Here is an 18,338-nt window from a genome sequence, read left to right as displayed (position 1 = left end):
GATTCATTCGTGCCCGGGCGGCGCCTTGGGCAGCGAGCAACGGCCTTCAGCACGGCCCCGCTTTCTCGACTCGTTCTCCGGACTCGACATGACGACCTTGTCTCCCGCCCCCACCGCCCTGATGGCGAACGCAATCCGCGCGCTCGCGATGGACGCCGTGCAACAAGCGAACTCGGGCCATCCCGGCATGCCGATGGGCATGGCGGACATTGCCGTGGCGCTCTGGTCGCGCCACCTGAAGCACAATCCGGTCAATCCGCACTGGGCCAATCGCGACCGCTTCGTGCTCTCCAACGGGCACGGCTCGATGCTGCTTTACGCGCTCTTGCATTTGACCGGCTACGACCTGCCGCTCGCCGAACTGAAGAATTTCCGCCAGCTTCATTCGAAGACGCCCGGTCACCCCGAATACGGCATCACGCCCGGTGTCGAAACGACGACCGGGCCGCTCGGCCAGGGGCTTGCGAACGCCGTCGGCATGGCGCTTGCGGAGGCGCTGTTGGCTGCCGAGTTCAACAAGGCCGATGCCAAGATCGTCGACCACCACACCTACGTTTTCCTCGGCGACGGCTGTCTGATGGAGGGCATCTCGCACGAAGCCTGTTCGCTCGCGGGCACGCTCAAGCTCAACAAGCTGATTGCGCTGTACGACGACAACGGCATCTCGATCGACGGCCACGTCGAACACTGGTTCCACGACGACACGCCGAAGCGCTTCGAAGCGTACGGCTGGAACGTGATTCCCCACGTCGACGGTCATGACGTCGATGCAGTGGATGCGGCCATCGCGGCGGCAAAGCGTGCGGACAAGCCCACGCTGATCTGCTGCAAGACCGTGATCGGCAAGGGTTCGCCGAACAAGGCCGGCGGCCACGACGTCCACGGTGCGGCGCTCGGCGCACAGGAAGTCGCCGCCACGCGTGCGGCGCTTGGCTGGACATGGGAGCCGTTCGTCATTCCGCAAGAGGTCTATGCGGCGTGGGATGCGAAGGAGCTGGGCGCGCGCAACGAATCGGACTGGAACGGCGCGCTCGCGCAGTATCGGGCCAAGTACCCGGCCGAGGCGGCCGAATTCGAGCGCCGCGCGGCAGGCAAGCTGCCCGCCGACTGGGCCGCGAAGGCGCAGGCGATCATCGCGGGCGCGAACGAGCGGGCCGAGACGGTCGCCACGCGCAAGGCGTCGCAGCTTGCGCTGGACGGACTCGCGGCGGCGTTGCCGGAACTGCTCGGCGGCTCGGCCGACCTGACCGGCTCGAACCTCACGAACTGGAAGGCCAGCAAGCCCGTGCGCGCGGCCGGCGAGGGCGAAAGCGGCATCGTGTGGGGCAACCATATCAACTACGGTGTGCGCGAATTCGGCATGAGCGCCATCATCAACGGCATCGCGCTGCACGGCGGCTACAAGGCGTTCGGCGGCACGTTCCTGACGTTCTCGGACTACAGCCGCAATGCGCTGCGCGTCGCCGCACTGATGAAGGCGCCGTCGATCTTCGTCTTCACGCACGATTCGATCGGCCTCGGCGAAGACGGTCCGACGCATCAGTCGATCGAACACCTGGCGAGCTTGCGCCTGATTCCGAATCTGGACGTCTGGCGCCCGGCCGACACGGTCGAGACGGCCGTGGCCTGGACGCGGGCCATCGAGCGTCAGAGTCCGTCGTGCCTGGTGTTCAGCCGGCAGAATCTGCCGTTCTCGGAGCGTACCGAGGCCCAGATCGCGAACATCGCATCGGGCGGCTACGTGCTGCGCGACTGGGACGATGAAATCGTCGCGCGCAAGATCATTCTCATCGCGACGGGTTCCGAAGTGGAACTCGCCCTGAAGGCAGTGGAGCCGCTTGCGCGCGAAGGCATCGCCGCGCGCGTGGTCTCCATGCCCGCGCCGACGGTGTACGACCGTCAGGACGCCGAATATCGCGAGCGCGTGCTGCCGAAGGGCGTGCGCCGCGTGGCAATCGAGGCAGGCGTGACCGACTACTGGCGAAAGTACGTCGGGCTCGAGGGAAGCGTGGTCGGTATCGACACGTATGGTGAATCGGCCCCCGCCGGCGTGCTGTTCAAGCACTTCGGCTTCACGGTGGAGCACGTCGTCGCGGCTGCGAAGACGGCGCTCGACCAATAAGAGGACGAGAGGGGTCCGACCGCGGGGTCTCGCCCAGCCGCGCCGCCGGACTGTTGGAAAACACAGGACTTTTTTCAGCCCAAGTTCAGGAGAAACAGCATGACGATTCGCGTTGCAATCAACGGTTATGGCCGGATCGGCCGCAATACGCTGCGCGCGTTCTACGAGAATGGCAAGAAGCACGATCTCGAAATCGTCGCCATCAACGACCTCGGTGATGCAAAGACGAACGCGCATCTCACGAAGTACGACACGGCGCATGGGCGGTTCAATTCAGAAGTGGCAGTGGACGGCGATTACCTCATCGTCGACGGCGACAAGATTCGCGTACTGGCGAACCGCAACCCGGCCGAGTTGCCTTGGGGCGAACTCGGTGTCGACGTGGTGATGGAGTGCACGGGCTTTTTCACGTCGAAGGCGAAGGCCAGTGCGCATCTGCAAGGCGGCGCCAAGAAGGTGCTGATTTCGGCGCCGGGCGGCAAGGACGTGGACGCGACGATCGTCTATGGCGTGAACCACAACACGTTGAAGGCCGAACACACGGTCGTGTCGAACGCATCGTGCACGACGAACTGTCTCGCGCCGCTCGTCAAGCCGCTCAACGACAAGATCGGCCTCGAAACGGGTCTGATGACGACGATCCACGCCTATACGAACGACCAGGTGCTGACCGACGTCTATCACGAAGACCTGCGCCGCGCGCGCTCGGCCACGCACAGCCAGATTCCGACGAAGACCGGCGCCGCGGCGGCCATCGGCCTCGTGTTGCCTGAGCTGGCCGGCAAGCTCGACGGCTATGCCATCCGCGTGCCGACGATCAACGTCTCGATCGTCGACCTGTCGTTCATCGCCAAGCGCGACACGACGGTCGAAGAGATCAACGCGATCATGAAGGATGCGGCCGCGGGCGAGCTGAAGGGCATTCTCGGCTACAACGATGCGCCGCTGGTCTCGGTCGACTTCAACCACAACCCGGCTTCGTCGACGTTCGATTCGACGTTGACGAAGGTGGCGGGCCGCCTCGTGAAGGTGTCGAGCTGGTACGACAACGAGTGGGGCTTCTCGAACCGCATGTTGGATACGGCTATCGCGCTCGCCAAGGCGAAGTGACGACGGTATCGGGTGCTCGCCGCGAGGCGATGCGCCCGTTCGCCGATCGCCCAGATGCAAAGAGCCGCCTCATCGACGGGCGGCTCTTTGCGTTTATGGCGTGCGAGCACCGATGCTCGATGCTGGCCTCAGTGTTTGCGATGAGGGCAGTTTTCCTTCGTACAAGTGCCGTAGAGCGCGAGCGCATGCTCTTGCAGCTTGAAGCCCCGCTCTTCGGCAATCGCTTGCTGGCGCTTTTCGATTTCGGGATCGAAGAACTCTTCGACGCGGCCGCAGTCGACACAGACCAGATGGTCGTGGTGCGTTCCCTCGTTCAGTTCGAACACCGCCTTGCCCGATTCGAAGTTGCTGCGCGAGAGCAGGCCTGCCTGTTCGAACTGCGTCAGTACGCGATATACGGTGGCGAGCCCGATGTCGAGTTGTTCGTTGAGCAAATTGCGGTAGACGTCTTCGGCCGTCAAATGGCGGACCGGACTGCGCTGGAAGATCTCGAGAATCTTCAGGCGTGGAAGGGTCGCCTTGAGCCCGATATTTTTGAGATCGGTCGGATTGGTCATGGCAAGGCATCCCTAGAGTACAATGCAGGGCTCCAATAGTAATGGGTTTTTGCGGTTCCGGTCATCTTCGGTGAAACTCGCGCGGTCTCGGCGCATGCAAAAAGAGGCCCGCTCGGTGGGTGAAATGAGTCCAAATTTTCTTTTGAAGTGTCGGGGGAGCGGCGCGCGCGGCGCGTTCGTTATCGCCGCGGCAGTTGCGCTCCTCGCTGGATGTTCGACCTACGACAGCCTCACGCAGCGCATCGCCCAAAGCATCACGCCGTATCGGATCACCGTCGTGCAAGGCAACTTCGTCTCGAAGGAGGCGGCTGCCAAGATGCACGTCGGTATGACGCGTGCCGAAGTGAAGGCCGCGCTTGGAACGCCGTTGTTGACCGACATGTTCCATGCGGATCGCTGGGACTATCTGTTCTACTTCAAGCGCGGTTCGACGGCCGTCGTGCAGCAGCGCGATTTCGTCGTCAATTTCAAGGACGATGCGGTCACGAGCTGGCAAGGTGGGGACGATCTGCCATCGGAACTCGAGTTGCTTGCCGATATCGACGGCGACAGGCGCGGCAAGAAAGCCAAGGCGGCCCAGGCCGCCGCCGCGAGTTCCGCCGCAGCGGCCTCCGAGTCGGCGGCTTCGGCTGCGGCGGCTGCTTCGGCGCCGGCTGCGGCTCAGTCAGCTTCGGAAACCGCACCCGATGCCAACGCGCAGGCGGCGCAGGCGGCCAATCGCGCCGTCAATCAGACGAGTTCGGCTCCCGCGGTGCGCTCGGGCGTACCCGGCACCGGCGCCCCGTCCGGCGCCTCGCCGCAATTCCAATTCCACCGCGAGCCGCCGCCGGCCAAGCAAAACGAGAGCGAGCCGGTTGGCCCCACCAACTCGCAGTGAGTCCTATCGTCATAAGAGTGAGAGCTGAGTGCCGATGAAAATCGCCATTGCAGGCGCATCGGGCCGGATGGGCCGGATGCTGATCGAAGCGGTGTTCAACGATCCGGATGCGGTGCTCGCCGGGGCGCTCGGCCGTCCGGGCGCGGCGGCGCTCGGTGAGGACGCCGGTGCTTTTCTCGGCAAGAAGACGGGCGTCACGCTGTCCGATGATGTCGATGGCGTGCTGGCCGGTGCCGATTGTCTGATCGATTTCACGCGCCCCGAAGTCACGATGGCGCATCTGGACGCGGCGCTGCGGCACGGCACCAACCTCGTGATCGGTACGACCGGCTTCGACGAAGCGCAAAAAGAGGCGCTCGCGCGCGCGGGCGAAAAGATCGGCATCGTGTTCGCGGCCAACATGAGCGTCGGCGTCAATGTGACGCTGAAGCTGCTCGAATTCGCGGCGCGCCATTTCGCCGAGGGCTATGACATCGAAATCATCGAGGCGCACCATCGGCACAAGGTCGACGCACCGTCGGGCACCGCGCTGATGATGGGCGAGGCGGTGGCGGGCGCACTCGGCCGCAAGCTCGAGGATTGCGCCGTCTATGGCCGTCACGGCATAACGGGCGAGCGCGATCCGTCGACGATCGGGTTTTCTGCGATTCGCGGCGGCGACATCGTGGGCGACCATACGGTATTGTTCGCCGGTACCGGCGAGCGTATCGAGATCACGCACAAATCGGCAAGCCGCGTCTCGTACGCACAAGGCGCGCTGCGCGCCGCACGGTTTCTCGCCGAGCGCGGCACCGGCTTTTACGACATGCGCGACGTACTCGGCTTGCGGTAATCGGCTGCGTGCGCGGAGGCGGCCGGGGCCGGCAACCCCGCACTCCCTGAGCGAGGCGAGGTCGGCGCGGTCGATGGCAAACGCGACAGGAAACACGATGGCAACTACCGGCGTAATGCACTATCTGCAAACGGGCGATGCCGTGACACACGGCGTTGCCTATCTGCTGCTCGCGATGTCGGTCGCAAGCTGGTGCTTCCTGCTCGTCAAGGCCTGGATGCTCGTGCGCGCCAAGCGCCAGGGGCCGCGGTCAGTGGCGCTCTTCTGGCAATCCGCGACACTCTCCGATGCGGTGCTCGCCCTGCGGGCCGTCGACAAAGAGCGCGTGTTCACGCCGCTCGCCGTAGCGGCACTCGAAGTCTCGCAGGCACATGGCGCGATGGGCACGACGGTATTGCTCGCGCGGGTCGACTTCGGCGAGCGCGTGACGCGCGCGCTGCGTCAGGCGCTGCTCGTATCGCAGCGCCGGCTGGAATTCGGCCATGTGCTGCTGGCGTCCATCGGCAGCACTGCGCCCTTCGTCGGTCTGCTCGGCACCGTGTGGGGGATCTATCACGCGCTCGGCAGCATCGCGGCCAGTGGGCAGGCGATGATCGAAAACGTCGCGGGGCCTGTCGGCGAGGCGCTCATCATGACGGCATTCGGGCTCGTGGTCGCCATCCCGGCCGTGCTCGGCTATAACATCCTGGGCCGTTTGCAGCGGCAGGTGTCCGAGGATCTCGACGGTTTCGCCCGCGATTTGCAAGCCTATGTCTGCGCGCCTGAAAAGGAAGCGCGCCGGCTGCGCGACGCGCAGCTGCAGTCCTAGCTTGAACAGGCGCTAGCCCGGGAGAAGCGCATGGCATTCGGCGGATTCGATTCGAAGCAGGACAGCGCGCCGATGGCGGACATCAACATGACGCCGCTCATCGATGTGATGCTCGTTCTGCTCGTCATTTTCATCATTACGGCGCCGTTGTTCACGCACGCGATCCGGCTCGATTTGCCGAAGGTCTCCTCGGCGCCGGCACGGCAGACCCCGCAGACGATCACGCTCTCGATCGACGACGCTGGGCACTTTTACTGGGATGGCAAGCTTCTCCCGCTCGCAGCCTTGCGCACCCGGCTGATGGCGGCCGGCAAGTCGCCGCAGCCGCCCGATATCCATCTGCGCGCCGCACGCGCCACGCGCTACGACGTCATTGCCGAGGTCATGGCGGCGGCACAGGCGGCCGGGCTCGAGCGCATCGGCTTCGTGACCGAGCCGCCCGCTGCTGCAAATCCCTGAAGCGATACCGGCGGCCGTAGCATCGAACGGTATAATCGACCCTTTCTCCGCGCGCACGGTAATGGCATCCGCCACCCGAGCGCGCGTTTCGCCTGCGCGGGCGCGACAGCACCGGCCAGCGCGACGACCGCCAAGCCCTGACCACGCCATGCAAGAAAAGTATTTACCCGCCGATATCGAAGCCGCCGCCCAGGCAGACTGGCGCGCATCCAATGCGTATCTCAGCGCGGAAGATCCGGCCAAGCCGAAGTTCTATTGCGTTTCGATGTTGCCGTATCCGTCGGGCAAGCTGCACATGGGGCATGTGCGCAACTACACGATCAACGACGTGATGTACCGCTATCTGCGGATGAACGGTTACAACGTGCTGATGCCGATGGGGTGGGACGCGTTCGGCATGCCTGCCGAAAACGCGGCCATGGCCAACGGTGTGCCGCCGGCCAAGTGGACCTACGACAACATCGACTACATGAAAAGGCAGATGCAGTCGATGGGGCTGGCGATCGATTGGTCGCGCGAAGTCGCCACGTGCAAACCCGAGTACTACAAGTGGAACCAGTGGCTGTTCCTGAAGATGCTCGAAAAGGGCATCGTCTACAAGAAGACGGGCACGGTGAACTGGGATCCCATCGATCAGACGGTGCTCGCCAACGAGCAGGTGATCGACGGCCGTGGCTGGCGTTCGGGTGCGCTCGTGGAAAAGCGCGAGATTCCGATGTACTACATGCGCATCACGCAATACGCCGACGAACTGCTCGGCGATCTCGACGGCCTGGGCTGGCCCGAGCGCGTGAAGATCATGCAGCAGAACTGGATTGGCAAGAGCTTCGGCGTGAACTTCGCTTTCCCGTACGAACTCGACGGCGAGAAGAAGCAATTGCGCGTATTCACGACGCGGGCCGATACGATCATGGGTGTGACGTTCGCCGCCATCGCGGCCGAGCATCCGCTTGCCACGCGGCTGGCCCAGGACAAGCCCGAGTTGCAGACCTTCATCGACGAATGCAGACACGGTGGCATCGCCGAGGCCGATGTCGCGACGATGGAAAAGAAGGGCGTGCCCACGGGCTTTTTCGTCACTCATCCGCTCACTCATGAGCGCGTCGAAGTCTGGATCGGCAACTATGTGCTGATGGGATACGGCGAAGGTGCGGTGATGGGCGTGCCGGCGCACGACGAGCGCGATTTCGCGTTCGCGAAGAAGTACGCCTTGCCGATCAAGCAGGTCATCGCCAAGCCCGGTTGCGACTATTCGACCGAGGCATGGCAGGATTGGTACGGCGACAAGGATGGCGTGAGCTGCATCGACAGCGGCAAGTACGACGGCCTTTCGCATGAAGCGGCTGTCGATGCGATCGCGGCGGATTTGAAGGCGCTCGGCCTCGGCGACAAGCAGGTGACCTGGCGCCTGCGCGATTGGGGTATTTCGCGCCAGCGCTACTGGGGCACACCGATTCCCATCATTCATTGCCCGGCTTGCGGCGATGTGCCGGTGCCGGAAAGCGATCTGCCCGTCGTGCTGCCCGAGGACCTCGTGCCGGATGGCACGGGCAATCCGCTCGCCAAGTCGGCGGCGTTCCTGGCGTGCCAGTGTCCGAAGTGCGGCGCCGATGCGCGGCGCGAGACGGACACGATGGATACGTTCGTCGATTCCGCCTGGTACTTCTCGCGCTACCCGTGCCCCGATGCGCCCACGATGGTCGACGCGCGCACCGATTACTGGATGCCGATGGACCAGTACATCGGCGGGATCGAGCATGCGATCCTGCATCTGCTTTACTCGCGATTCTGGACGAAGGTCATGCGCGACATGGGCCTGGTCAAGTTCGGCGAGCCCGCGAAGAATCTGCTCACCCAGGGCATGGTGCTCAACGAGACCTTCTACCGCGAGGATGCCGCAGGCAAGAAGACCTGGTACAACCCGGCCGACGTCACCGTGTCGCACGACGACAAGGGCCGTCCGATCGGTGCGACGCTCAACACCGACGGCCAGCCGGTCAGTCTCGGCGGCGTCGAGAAGATGTCGAAATCGAAGAACAACGGCGTCGATCCGCAATTGCTCATCGATCAGCATGGCGCCGATACCGCGCGGCTGTTCACGATGTTCGCGGCGCCGCCCGAGCAGCAGCTCGAGTGGTCGGGCTCCGGCGTCGAAGGCGCGAGCCGCTTTTTGCGTCGAGCCTGGTCGTTCGGCCACGCGAACCGCGAAAGCCTTGCCACGCGCGAGACGTTCGATGCGGCGACGCTCGGCGAGCCCGAGAAAGCGCTGCGGCGCGAGATCCATGGCGTACTGAAGCAGGCCGATTTCGACTACCAGCGGCTGCAGTACAACACCGTCGTTTCCGCTGCGATGAAGATGCTCAACGCGCTCGAAGCGGCCAAGGGCGCGCGTGCCCCGGTGCTGCGCGAATGCTACGGTGTGATGCTGCGCGCGCTCTATCCGGTCGTGCCGCACATCACGCACGTGCTTTGGGGCGAACTCGGCTATACCGCGGAATTCGGCCCGCTGCTCGATGCGCCGTGGCCGAAGGTCGACGAGCAAGCGCTCGAGCAGGCGAACATCGAACTGGTGTTGCAGATCAACGGCAAGGTCCGCGGTGCGCTGACGATCGCCAAAGACGCGCCGCGCGAAGCCATCGAGGCTGCCGCGCTCGCTCACGAGATGTTTGCACGCTTCAGCGAAGGCAAGCCGGCGAAGAAGGTCGTCGTGGTGCCGGGTCGGCTCGTGAATGTCGTCGTTTGACGATCTGACGGTTCAACTCGTGCTTCGGGCGCACCGGAACGCCGTCGGTGCCCCTGCGAACAGACCCTTTTTGGAGCCAATGTGATTCGCCGATCATTTCTCGCCTTTCTGGCGGCAACGACGATGCTGAGCGCGTGCGGCTTTCAGCTGCGCGGGCAGCAGAACTACGCGTTCAAACGGCTCGCCGTCTCGGGCGGGACGCCTGTCGTCGCCGCGCGCCTCACGCGCATGGTGCAAGGTGGCAGCGACACCGTCATCGTCCACTCGCCGGCGAATGCGGATGCCATCCTGACGATCTCGGAAAGCCGCGGGCAATCGACGTTGACGCTCAATACGCAGGGCGTGGCCGAGGAGTATCTGCTGACCTACTCGATGACCTACTCGCTCGTCGGCGCGGATGGTGCGCTACTGATCCCACCGAGCATCATCGCGCTGAACCGCGCGATGACGTACAGCCCTAGGTACACGACGGCGAAACAGCAGGAGTCGGAGTTGCTTTTCGCGGATATGCAAAACGATGCCGTCGATCAGCTCACGCGCCGTCTCGGTGCCGTGCGCTCGCTGCATCCGGCGCCGAGCGAGCAGGCGCCGGCCGTCGCGCCGCGCGCGCCGCTGCCGCCGCCGCCGCTTTGATGGCTGCGCTGCCAAGTCCGGAGCACACCGCATGCAGCTACGACTCGACGCGCTTGAACCGCATCTGACCAAGGGGCTCGCGCCGCTCTACGTCGTCTTTGGCGACGAGCACCTGCTCGTGCAGGAGGCGAGCGATCGCATCCGTGCCGCGGCGCGCGCGGCGGGTTTCACCGAGCGGTCCGTGTTCACCGTCGAGCGCAGCTTCGATTGGAGCTCGCTTATTGGGGCGAGCCAGTCGATGTCGCTCTTCGGCGATCGCCAACTCGTCGAGTTGCGCATTCCCTCGGGCAAGCCCGGCAAGGAGGGTGCCGACGCGTTGAAGACGCTCGCCGCGGCCGGCAATCCCGACGTTCTGATGCTCGTCACGTTGCCGCGTCTCGATGCCGCGACGCAAAAGTCCGCGTGGTTTTCGGCCCTGGAGCAGGCCGGCGTCGCGCTGCGTATCGACCCGGTCGATCGCGCGCAATTGCCGAACTGGGTGGCCCAGCGTCTCGCGCAGCAAGGCCAGCGCGTGCCGCCCGGAGAGCAAGGGCGGCGTGCACTTCAGTTCATCGCCGAGCGCGTGGAGGGCAATCTGCTTGCCGCGCATCAAGAGATTCAGAAGCTCGGGTTGCTTTATCCGGCCGGCACGCTGACATTCGAACAGGTGCACGACGCGGTGCTCAACGTCGCGCGTTACGACGTCTTCAAGCTCAACGAGGCGATGCTCGCGGGCGATGTCGGCAGGCTCGCGCGAATGCTGGACGGCCTGAAGGGCGAAGGCGAAGCGGCCGTCCTCGTGCTTTGGGCGCTCAGCGAAGAGGTGCGCACGCTGCTGCGTATCAAGCGCGGCGCGACGGCGGGCAAGCCGCTCGCGACGCTGTTGCGCGAAAACCGCGTCTGGGGGCCGCGCGAGCGTCTGGTCGGCCCGGCGCTCGGAAGGTTGACCGAAAGCGTCCTGGAGCAGGGGCTGGTGCTGGCCGCGCAACTCGACAGGCAGGTGAAGGGCCTGACGGGCGCCATGCCGGGCGGGCGCTGGCGCGATGCGTTGCCGCCCGATCCGTGGGACGGCCTTTTCGAGCTTGCCGCGCTCGTTGCCGCGCCGGGCAAGCGCACCGCACCCGCGCCGGGCAAGGCTGCGTGAGCGGCCGGCGACGGTGCTGGTCCCGCGCTCGCGGCGCCTGCGGCCGGTTGCGCTTACAATCGGTGCATCGCGGCTTGTCATGCCGCTATCGCCATCCCTATCCCTAATCAGCCTGAAGCATCCGCATGGCGCGCACTGCGCGCACGATCGACGAGAAGCAAGATGAATATCGACGAATACATGACCGGCGTCGGCCGGCGCGCCCGCCAAGCATCGCGGGCGATGGCGCGTGCCTCGAGCGCGGCGAAAAACGATGCACTGGAGGCGATTGCCTGTGCCATCGAGCGCGAGGTGCCGGCACTGAAAGCCGCCAATGCGGGCGACGTCGCGCGCGCGCGGGACAAGGGCCTCGATGCGGCGTTCGTCGATCGGCTGACGCTTTCCGACAAGGCGATCGCGACGATGATCGAAGGGCTGCGCCAGGTGGCCGCGCTGCCCGATCCCATCGGCGAAATCGATGGTCTCAAGTACCGGCCGAGCGGCATCCAGGTTGGCCGGATGCGTGTGCCGCTGGGCGTCGTCGGCATCATCTACGAATCGCGGCCGAATGTGACGATCGACGCGGCGGCGCTGTGCCTGAAGTCGGGTAACGCGACGATTCTGCGCGGCGGCTCCGAGGCGCTCGCGTCGAACTCGGCGCTTGCAGTGTTGATCGGCGAAGGCCTCGCCGCAGCGGGTTTGCCGCGCGATGCGGTCCAGGTCGTCGAGACGGCCGATCGCGCAGCCGTCGGCAAGCTCGTCACGATGACGGAGTTCGTCGATGTGATCGTGCCGCGCGGGGGCAAGAGCCTCATCGCGCGCCTGATCGAGGAAGCGCGCGTGCCGATGATCAAGCACCTGGACGGCATTTGCCATGTCTATGTCGACGATCGCGCCGATATCGCCAAGGCGCTCGCCGTGTGCGACAACGCGAAGACGCACCGCTACGGTACCTGCAACACCATGGAGACGCTGCTGGTGGCACGCGGCGTCGCGCAGGTCCTGCTGCCGCCGCTCGCGCGGCTTTATCGTGACAAAGGCGTCGAGCTACGCGTCGATGCGGCCGCGCGCGCGGCGCTCGAAGCCGCCTGCGGGAGCGATGCCGCGGCGTTCGAGCTCGTCGATGCGACCGAGGCCGACTGGCGCACCGAATATCTTGCACCCGTGTTGGCAATCAAGGTCGTCGATGGAATCGATGCGGCCATCGAGCACATCAACACCTACGGCTCTGCCCACACCGACGCCATCGTGACCGAGGACCACGACCGCGCCATGCGCTTTTTGCGCGAGGTCGATTCGGCGAGCGTGATGGTCAACGCCTCGACGCGGTTTGCCGACGGTTTCGAGTACGGGCTCGGCGCGGAGATCGGCATCTCCAACGACAAACTCCATGCACGCGGGCCGGTCGGTCTCGAGGGGCTCACATCGTTGAAGTACGTCGTGCTCGGTCATGGAGAAATAAGGCAGTAAGAACGAACCCTAGAACGATAACCATGCTCTGGATCAAGACGTTTCATATCGTCCTCGTTGCATCCTGGTTTGCCGGCCTTTTCTATCTGCCGCGGATTTTCGTCAATCTGGCCATGGAAACCGAGCCGGCCGCTCAGCGCCGGTTGCTGACAATGGCGCGCAAGCTCTATCGGTTCATGACTTTCATTGCCGTACCCGCACTCGCGTGCGGTCTGTGGCTTTGGCTCGTCGTGGGTATCGGGCAGGGGCAAGGATGGATTCACGCGAAGCTCGGCGTGGTCGTGCTGCTCGTTCTTTACCACGCCTATTGCGGCCGCTTGCTGCACGTGTTCGAGCGCGGCGAGAATCGCCGCTCGCATCGCTGGTATCGCTTCTTCAACGAACTGCCCGTGCTGGGATTGTTGGCGGCCGTGGCGCTCGTCGTCGTCAAACCGTTCTGACGGCTGTCCATCAGGCGTCGATTTCGATGCGGCGGCGCGTCAGCGTCGCTTTCGCTTGCGCCAGTTTGTCGACGAGTTCCGCGCCGCGCGTGAGCGCCACACCGACGGCAAGAATGTCGCCGATCGCAAGATGCGACATGCGCGAAGTCATCGGAGAAAAGATATCCGTTTCCTCGGCGACGTTCGCCGATAAGCTCACCGTCGCGAGCCGCGCCAGCGGCGAGTGACTATGCGTGATGGCAACGACGCTCGCGCCGCAGCCGAGCGCCGATTGCGCTGCATCGACGATATCGCGTGTGCGCCCGGTGTTCGATATCGCCACCACCACATCCCCTTTATTCAGCAACGCGGCCGACATCGAATACGTGTGCGGATCCGCATAGGCCACGCTCGGAATGCCGAGCCGGAAGAACTTGTGCTGGATGTCCTGGGCGGCGATGCCTGAGCCGCCCGCCCCATAGAACTCGATGCGCGAGGCCTGGCCGAGCAGCTCGACCGCCTTCGCGACGCTCGCGGCCGACAGGCTGTTGCGCACTTCGATCAGTGCGCCGATCGTTCTATCGAATATCTTCGCGATGATGCCGGGCGCCGGCTCGTCGTGGCGGACGTCGCGGTAGACCGAAGGCACGCTTTGCGCGATGCTTTGAGCGAGGCGGATCTTGAACTCGCGAAAGCCGCCGCAGCCGAGCGCATGGCAAAAGCGCGCGATCGTCGGCTGGCTCACGCCGGCTCGCTTGGCGAGCTCGGTCATCGCGAGATCGAGCACCTCGCGCGGCGTGTCGAGCACGTAGTCGGCCAACTTGCGTTCGGAGGGGCGCAGTTGCATGCGCATTGCTTCAATTCGGGCGAGCATGGCAGTCGGACCGCGCAGGGGCGGCGGGCAAGCGGTTGTCGGCGAATAGTATCGCGGTTTGTGTGTAGAAAATCTACACGAAGATCGAGCTGACGATGTCTGCGGGCGCTTAATTCATGGCTGTATAGCGGTTGTTCCTCGGCGATAGGCATTGAAGTCATGTAGTTTTTCTACTAAACTGGCTGCGCTCAAAACGATTCAGCCCATCAGGCGGCCCCGCGCGGCCGCATCGCCTCACATGTAAGGCGCCGCGAGCGCCGCTTTCCGGTAAGGAGCGTTTCTCCATGGTTTCGCCGCATTCCACGCTGATTCAAGTAACCAGGCGCATCGTCGAACGGAGCCGGGCGACGCGCGAGGCCTATCTCGCGCGTATCGACGCCGCGCAAGGCCGGTTTCCCGCGCGCGGTGTCTTGTCCTGTGCCAATCTGGCGCATGGTTTCGCCGGCCTCGAAGGCAACGACAAACTCGCCATCAAGGCGCAACGCGCGCCGAACATCGGGATCGTCTCGTCTTACAACGAGATGCTGTCGGCACATGCGCCGTACAGGGATTTTCCGGACCTCATCAAGCGCGCCGCGCGCGAGAACGGCGGCGTCGCGCAATTCGCGGGTGGGGTGCCGGCCATGTGCGACGGCATCACGCAGGGCAATCCCGGCATGGAGCTGTCGCTTTTTTCGCGCGAAGTCATCGCGATGTCGACGGCGGTCGCGCTGACGCACAACATGTTCGATGCGGCCCTGTGTCTCGGCATCTGCGACAAGATCGTGCCGGGCCTGTTGATCGGCGCGTTGCAGTTCGGCCATCTGCCGACGATCTTCGTGCCGGCCGGGCCGATGACGAGTGGCTTGTCGAATGACGATAAAGCGAAGATCCGTCAGCAGTTCGCAACGGGCCAGGTCGGGCGCGACGCGCTGCTCGAAGCCGAGTCGGCCGCTTATCACGGGCACGGGACCTGCACGTTCTTCGGTACAGCCAACAGTAACCAATTGCTGATGGAAGTGATGGGATTGCATTTGCCCGGCGCGGCGTTCGTGCATCCGCACACACCGTTGCGCGACGCGTTGACGGCTGCCGCCGCACGCCGCGTGCTCGATCTCACCGTGGAGCGCGGCAATTACACGCCGATCGGCCACGTGATCGACGAGAAGGCGATCGTCAACGGCATCGTGGCACTGCTCGCCACGGGCGGCTCGACGAACCATACACTGCACCTCGTCGCCATCGCGCGCGCGGCGGGCATTGTGATCGACTGGGACGACTTCGACACCCTGTCGCAAGCGGTGCCGCTGCTCGCGAAGATCTATCCGAACGGCAAGGCCGACGTGAATCACTATCATGCGGCAGGCGGCATGGCATTCCTCGTTCGCAATCTGCTCGAGGGCGGCTTGCTGCACGACGATGTGCACACCGTCGCGGGCAAGGGGCTCGCGCATTACACGCAGGAGCCGCGTCTCGTCGATGGCGAACTCGCCTGGGTACCCGGTGCCGAGACCACCGGCGATGCCAGCGTACTGCGGCCGATCGGCGAGCCGTTCCAGCCCGACGGCGGGCTGCGCCTCATGCAGGGCAAACTGGGCCGTGGCGTCATCAAGATTTCCGCCGTGGCGAGCGAGCATCGGAGCGTGCGCGCACCGGCGATCGTCTTCGAATCGCAGGAGGCGGTGCAAGAAGCGTTCGACAATGGTGAGCTCAAGCGCGACTTCGTCGCTGTCGTCCGTTTCCAAGGCGCGCGGGCGAACGGCATGCCGGAGCTTCATCGCCTCACGCCATTGCTCGGCGTACTGCAGGATCAAGGCTTTCACGTCGCATTGGTGACCGACGGCCGGATGTCGGGCGCATCGGGCAAGGTGCCCGCCGTCATCCACGTCTCGCCCGAAGCGCTGCTGGCCGGGCCGCTCGGCAAGGTTCGCACCGGCGACATCGTCACGATCGATGCCGAGCGTGGCGTGCTCGATGTCGAAGTCGACGAGGCCGAATGGGCCGCGCGCGCCGTCGATGCACCGAGGCATCAGGCCGAAAACGAAGTCGGCTTCGGCCGCGAATTATTCGGCGTCTTTCGCGCGGCCGCGTTGCCGGCGGAAATGGGCGCCTCCGTGTTCGGCTCCCTCGTCGGAGAGCAGGCCGAACGACACATTCATGCCATCGAGCGATAAGGAGTGCAGATGAAAAAGATCGAAGACATCGTCCGGCTCGGCCCGGTCATTCCGGTGCTGGCGTTCGAGTCCGCCGAGCAGGGCGAGCACGTGTCGCGCGCGCTCCATGCGGGCGGCGTCAAAGTGCTCGAAATCACGTTGCGTACGCCGGCCGGGCTGCAGGCGATCGAGCGGGCTAGCCAGCTTGCGCCCGATATCGTCGTCGGCGTCGGTACCATTACCGAGCCCGGGCAGTGCGCGCTGGCCAAGAAAGCGGGGGCGCAATTCGGCGTGTCCCCGGGGCTTACGAAGGACATGCATAAGGCTGCTCAGGATGCCGGGTTGCCGCTCCTGCCCGGTGTCATGACGCCCACCGACATCCTGCTCGCGCTCGAACTCGGCTATGAGATCGTGAAGTTCTTCCCCGCACAGCAAGCGGGTGGCGTGGCGATGCTGCAAGCGTTCCATGGTCCGTTCCCCGCGCTCAAGTTCTGCCCGACCGGCGGCATCACCGCCGAGACGGCGCCGAATTTCCTCGCATTGCCGAACGTCGTCTGCGTCGGCGGTTCCTGGTTGACGCCGAAGGCGGCGCTGGCCGCCGGCAACTGGGACGAAGTCACGCGCCTCGCGCGCGGCGCCTCGGAGCTGGCCGCGCATCAGCATTGACGCAGCGCGGGAAGCCGCGCTTTCTGAGCCGTTCTATCGCCGCGCCGTCTGTCCGCCTACAATGCAGCGACGGCGCGGCGCATCGCGCCCGGTCACTTACCTTCATTGCATGACAAGCCAAGGAGGGTTTCATGGGATCGGTCCACGGCGGCCTGTTGCTCCTTTACGCGGTGATCGCGATTGCAGTTCTCATCATTCTGATCACCCGCTTCAAGCTCTACCCGTTCATCGTTCTGATCCTCGTCTCGCTTGCTCTTGGCATGGCGGCGGGCATGCCGATGGACAAGATCGTCAAATCGTTCGAGGCGGGCAACGGCGGCACGCTCGGCCACATCGCGATCGTCGTGGGTTTGGGCACGATGCTCGGCAAGATGATGGCGGAGTCCGGCGGGGCCGAGCAGATCGCCACCACGCTCATTCGCTGGTTCGGCGAAAAGCACATCCACTGGGCGATGCTGTTCGTCGCCATCATCGTCGGTTTGCCGGTCTTCTTCGAAGTCGGCTTCGTGCTGCTGATTCCAATCGCATTCAACGTCGCGCGGCGGACCGGTAAATCGCTGCTGCTGATCGGCTTGCCGATGGTGGCGGGGTTATCCGTCGTGCACGGACTCATCCCGCCGCACCCGGCGGCACTGCTGGCGGTGCAGGCGTACGGCGCGGACATCGGCAAGACCGTGGCCTATGGGCTCATCGTCGGCGTGCCGACCGCGCTCGTGGCCGGTCCGATTTTTGCGCTACTCATTTATCGCCACGTCAAACTGCCCGATACGAATCCGCTCGCCGCCCAATTCGTCGAATCCGACGAGGTTGGGGCGGCCGGCACGGGTGCGACGCGGCGCGCTTTACCGAGCTTCGGAATTACACTTTTCACGATTTTGCTGCCGGTCTTGCTGATGCTGGTGGGGAGTTGGGCCGATCTCGCCTTCGCGCCGAAGACACTGCCGAACGACTTGCTGCGCTTCGTCGGCAACGCGGACGTGGCGCTGCTCATCGCGGTGCTCGTCAGCTTCTGGACGTTCGGCGCGCTGCGCGGTTTTACGCGCGCGCAGATCCAAAAATTTTGCGGCGATTGTCTCGCACCGATCGCCGGCATTACGTTGATCGTCGGTGCGGGCGGCGGTTTTGGCGGCGTCTTGCGCGATAGCGGCATTTCGCAGCAGATCGTCGCGCTCGCCACGCAGGCGCATCTCTCGCCGCTGTTGTTCGGCTGGTTCGCCGCGGCACTGATCCGCCTCGCAACGGGCTCGGCCACCGTGGCGATGACGACCGCATGCGGCATCGTCGCACCGGTGGCCGCTGCCGGTGTGATGCACGTGCGTCCCGAACTGCTCGTGCTGGCGACGGGCTCGGGCTCGCTCATTTTCTCGCATGTGAACGATGGAGGCTTCTGGCTGATCAAAGAGTATTTCGGCATGACGGTCGGGCAGACCTTCAAGACCTGGTCTTTGTGCGAGACGATCATCTCGCTGCTCGGCCTGGCGCTCACCTTCGCGTTGAGCGCGGTTCTTTGACGCACTTGCCGGCCCCCTTTGGG

General features: G+C 64.6%; 16 protein-coding genes. 14 read left to right on the top strand and 2 right to left on the bottom strand.

What is annotated here, in order from left to right; translation table 11 throughout:
- The first annotated feature begins 88 nt into the window (after positions 1 to 88).
- Both tkt and gap read left to right on the top strand, forming a co-directional pair.
- The gene (tkt, locus tag VGL01_RS09735; RefSeq protein ID WP_331568744.1) at positions 89 to 2,122 is read left to right on the top strand and encodes a transketolase; all 2,034 of its coding nucleotides are present in this window, start codon (positions 89 to 91) and stop codon (positions 2,120 to 2,122) included.
- A gap of 99 nt (positions 2,123 to 2,221) precedes the next feature.
- Positions 2,222 to 3,232: a type I glyceraldehyde-3-phosphate dehydrogenase gene (gene gap / locus VGL01_RS09730; protein ID WP_331568742.1), complete on the top strand. Its 1,011-nt coding sequence runs from the start codon at positions 2,222 to 2,224 to the stop codon at positions 3,230 to 3,232.
- A gap of 128 nt (positions 3,233 to 3,360) precedes the next feature.
- On the opposite strand, the gene fur is transcribed toward gap, so the two are convergent.
- Positions 3,361 to 3,789: a ferric iron uptake transcriptional regulator gene (gene fur / locus VGL01_RS09725; protein ID WP_173255305.1), complete on the bottom strand. Its 429-nt coding sequence runs from the start codon at positions 3,787 to 3,789 to the stop codon at positions 3,361 to 3,363.
- A 124-nt stretch (positions 3,790 to 3,913) separates the two neighbouring features.
- Between fur and VGL01_RS09720 the strand changes: the two genes are divergently transcribed.
- The 9 genes from VGL01_RS09720 (at position 3,914) to VGL01_RS09680 (ending at position 13,153) form a co-directional block, all read left to right on the top strand.
- Entirely contained in the window at positions 3,914 to 4,666 is a 753-nt protein-coding gene (locus VGL01_RS09720) for an outer membrane protein assembly factor BamE (RefSeq protein ID WP_331568740.1), read from the top strand.
- 34 nt (positions 4,667 to 4,700) lie between these two features.
- On the top strand, positions 4,701 to 5,498 hold the full coding sequence (gene dapB, locus VGL01_RS09715; RefSeq protein ID WP_331568738.1) for a 4-hydroxy-tetrahydrodipicolinate reductase: 798 nt from the start codon (positions 4,701 to 4,703) through the stop codon (positions 5,496 to 5,498).
- Between the two features lie 97 nt (positions 5,499 to 5,595).
- Entirely contained in the window at positions 5,596 to 6,306 is a 711-nt protein-coding gene (locus VGL01_RS09710; protein ID WP_331568736.1) for a MotA/TolQ/ExbB proton channel family protein, read from the top strand.
- A 30-nt stretch (positions 6,307 to 6,336) separates the two neighbouring features.
- A complete protein-coding gene (locus VGL01_RS09705) occupies positions 6,337 to 6,765 on the top strand; it encodes a biopolymer transporter ExbD (RefSeq protein ID WP_331568734.1) in 429 nt (142 codons plus the stop codon).
- A gap of 148 nt (positions 6,766 to 6,913) precedes the next feature.
- The gene (leuS, locus tag VGL01_RS09700; protein ID WP_331568732.1) at positions 6,914 to 9,508 is read left to right on the top strand and encodes a leucine--tRNA ligase; all 2,595 of its coding nucleotides are present in this window, start codon (positions 6,914 to 6,916) and stop codon (positions 9,506 to 9,508) included.
- Positions 9,509 to 9,589: 81 nt separating this feature from the next.
- Positions 9,590 to 10,141 carry an LPS assembly lipoprotein LptE gene (lptE, locus tag VGL01_RS09695; RefSeq protein ID WP_331568730.1) on the top strand — a complete coding sequence of 184 codons (552 nt, stop codon included), beginning with the start codon at positions 9,590 to 9,592 and terminating at the stop codon, positions 10,139 to 10,141.
- A 31-nt stretch (positions 10,142 to 10,172) separates the two neighbouring features.
- The gene (gene holA / locus VGL01_RS09690) at positions 10,173 to 11,264 is read left to right on the top strand and encodes a DNA polymerase III subunit delta (protein ID WP_331568728.1); all 1,092 of its coding nucleotides are present in this window, start codon (positions 10,173 to 10,175) and stop codon (positions 11,262 to 11,264) included.
- Between the two features lie 162 nt (positions 11,265 to 11,426).
- Positions 11,427 to 12,713, top strand: a complete 1,287-nt coding sequence (locus VGL01_RS09685) for a glutamate-5-semialdehyde dehydrogenase (RefSeq protein ID WP_331568726.1) — start codon at positions 11,427 to 11,429, stop codon at positions 12,711 to 12,713.
- A 23-nt stretch (positions 12,714 to 12,736) separates the two neighbouring features.
- Positions 12,737 to 13,153, top strand: coding sequence for a CopD family protein (locus VGL01_RS09680; protein ID WP_331568725.1), 417 nt, complete (start codon positions 12,737 to 12,739; stop codon positions 13,151 to 13,153).
- A 10-nt stretch (positions 13,154 to 13,163) separates the two neighbouring features.
- On the opposite strand, the gene VGL01_RS09675 is transcribed toward VGL01_RS09680, so the two are convergent.
- Positions 13,164 to 14,006, bottom strand: coding sequence for a MurR/RpiR family transcriptional regulator (locus VGL01_RS09675; RefSeq protein WP_331568724.1), 843 nt, complete (start codon positions 14,004 to 14,006; stop codon positions 13,164 to 13,166).
- A gap of 284 nt (positions 14,007 to 14,290) precedes the next feature.
- Between VGL01_RS09675 and edd the strand changes: the two genes are divergently transcribed.
- From edd to VGL01_RS09660, 3 genes are all read left to right on the top strand, one after another.
- Positions 14,291 to 16,159: a phosphogluconate dehydratase gene (gene edd, locus VGL01_RS09670; RefSeq protein ID WP_331568722.1), complete on the top strand. Its 1,869-nt coding sequence runs from the start codon at positions 14,291 to 14,293 to the stop codon at positions 16,157 to 16,159.
- 9 nt (positions 16,160 to 16,168) lie between these two features.
- Positions 16,169 to 16,804: a bifunctional 4-hydroxy-2-oxoglutarate aldolase/2-dehydro-3-deoxy-phosphogluconate aldolase gene (gene eda / locus VGL01_RS09665; RefSeq protein WP_331568720.1), complete on the top strand. Its 636-nt coding sequence runs from the start codon at positions 16,169 to 16,171 to the stop codon at positions 16,802 to 16,804.
- Between the two features lie 131 nt (positions 16,805 to 16,935).
- The gene (locus VGL01_RS09660) at positions 16,936 to 18,315 is read left to right on the top strand and encodes a gluconate:H+ symporter (RefSeq protein ID WP_331568718.1); all 1,380 of its coding nucleotides are present in this window, start codon (positions 16,936 to 16,938) and stop codon (positions 18,313 to 18,315) included.
- Positions 18,316 to 18,338: the final 23 nt, after the last annotated feature.

It is taken from the genome of Trinickia sp. (assembly GCF_036503415.1).
In the GTDB taxonomy this organism is placed as follows: domain Bacteria; phylum Pseudomonadota; class Gammaproteobacteria; order Burkholderiales; family Burkholderiaceae; genus Trinickia.
This window is presented reverse-complemented; position numbering and strand designations above follow the sequence as displayed.

Excerpts from the sequence above, each read along its gene's own strand:
- VGL01_RS09720 (WP_331568740.1), top strand. The coding sequence starts at position 3,914 with ATGAGTCCAAATTTTCTTTTGAAGTGTCGGGGGAGCGGCGCGCGCGGC.
- VGL01_RS09710 (WP_331568736.1), top strand. The coding sequence starts at position 5,596 with ATGGCAACTACCGGCGTAATGCACTATCTGCAAACGGGCGATGCCGTG.
- tkt (WP_331568744.1), top strand. The coding sequence starts at position 89 with ATGACGACCTTGTCTCCCGCCCCCACCGCCCTGATGGCGAACGCAATC.
- VGL01_RS09675 (WP_331568724.1), bottom strand. The coding sequence starts at position 14,006 with ATGCTCGCCCGAATTGAAGCAATGCGCATGCAACTGCGCCCCTCCGAA.
- VGL01_RS09705 (WP_331568734.1), top strand. The coding sequence starts at position 6,337 with ATGGCATTCGGCGGATTCGATTCGAAGCAGGACAGCGCGCCGATGGCG.
- VGL01_RS09685 (WP_331568726.1), top strand. The coding sequence starts at position 11,427 with ATGAATATCGACGAATACATGACCGGCGTCGGCCGGCGCGCCCGCCAA.
- gap (WP_331568742.1), top strand. The coding sequence starts at position 2,222 with ATGACGATTCGCGTTGCAATCAACGGTTATGGCCGGATCGGCCGCAAT.
- VGL01_RS09680 (WP_331568725.1), top strand. The coding sequence starts at position 12,737 with ATGCTCTGGATCAAGACGTTTCATATCGTCCTCGTTGCATCCTGGTTT.
- edd (WP_331568722.1), top strand. The coding sequence starts at position 14,291 with ATGGTTTCGCCGCATTCCACGCTGATTCAAGTAACCAGGCGCATCGTC.
- VGL01_RS09660 (WP_331568718.1), top strand. The coding sequence starts at position 16,936 with ATGGGATCGGTCCACGGCGGCCTGTTGCTCCTTTACGCGGTGATCGCG.
- holA (WP_331568728.1), top strand. The coding sequence starts at position 10,173 with ATGCAGCTACGACTCGACGCGCTTGAACCGCATCTGACCAAGGGGCTC.
- dapB (WP_331568738.1), top strand. The coding sequence starts at position 4,701 with ATGAAAATCGCCATTGCAGGCGCATCGGGCCGGATGGGCCGGATGCTG.
- eda (WP_331568720.1), top strand. The coding sequence starts at position 16,169 with ATGAAAAAGATCGAAGACATCGTCCGGCTCGGCCCGGTCATTCCGGTG.
- leuS (WP_331568732.1), top strand. The coding sequence starts at position 6,914 with ATGCAAGAAAAGTATTTACCCGCCGATATCGAAGCCGCCGCCCAGGCA.
- fur (WP_173255305.1), bottom strand. The coding sequence starts at position 3,789 with ATGACCAATCCGACCGATCTCAAAAATATCGGGCTCAAGGCGACCCTT.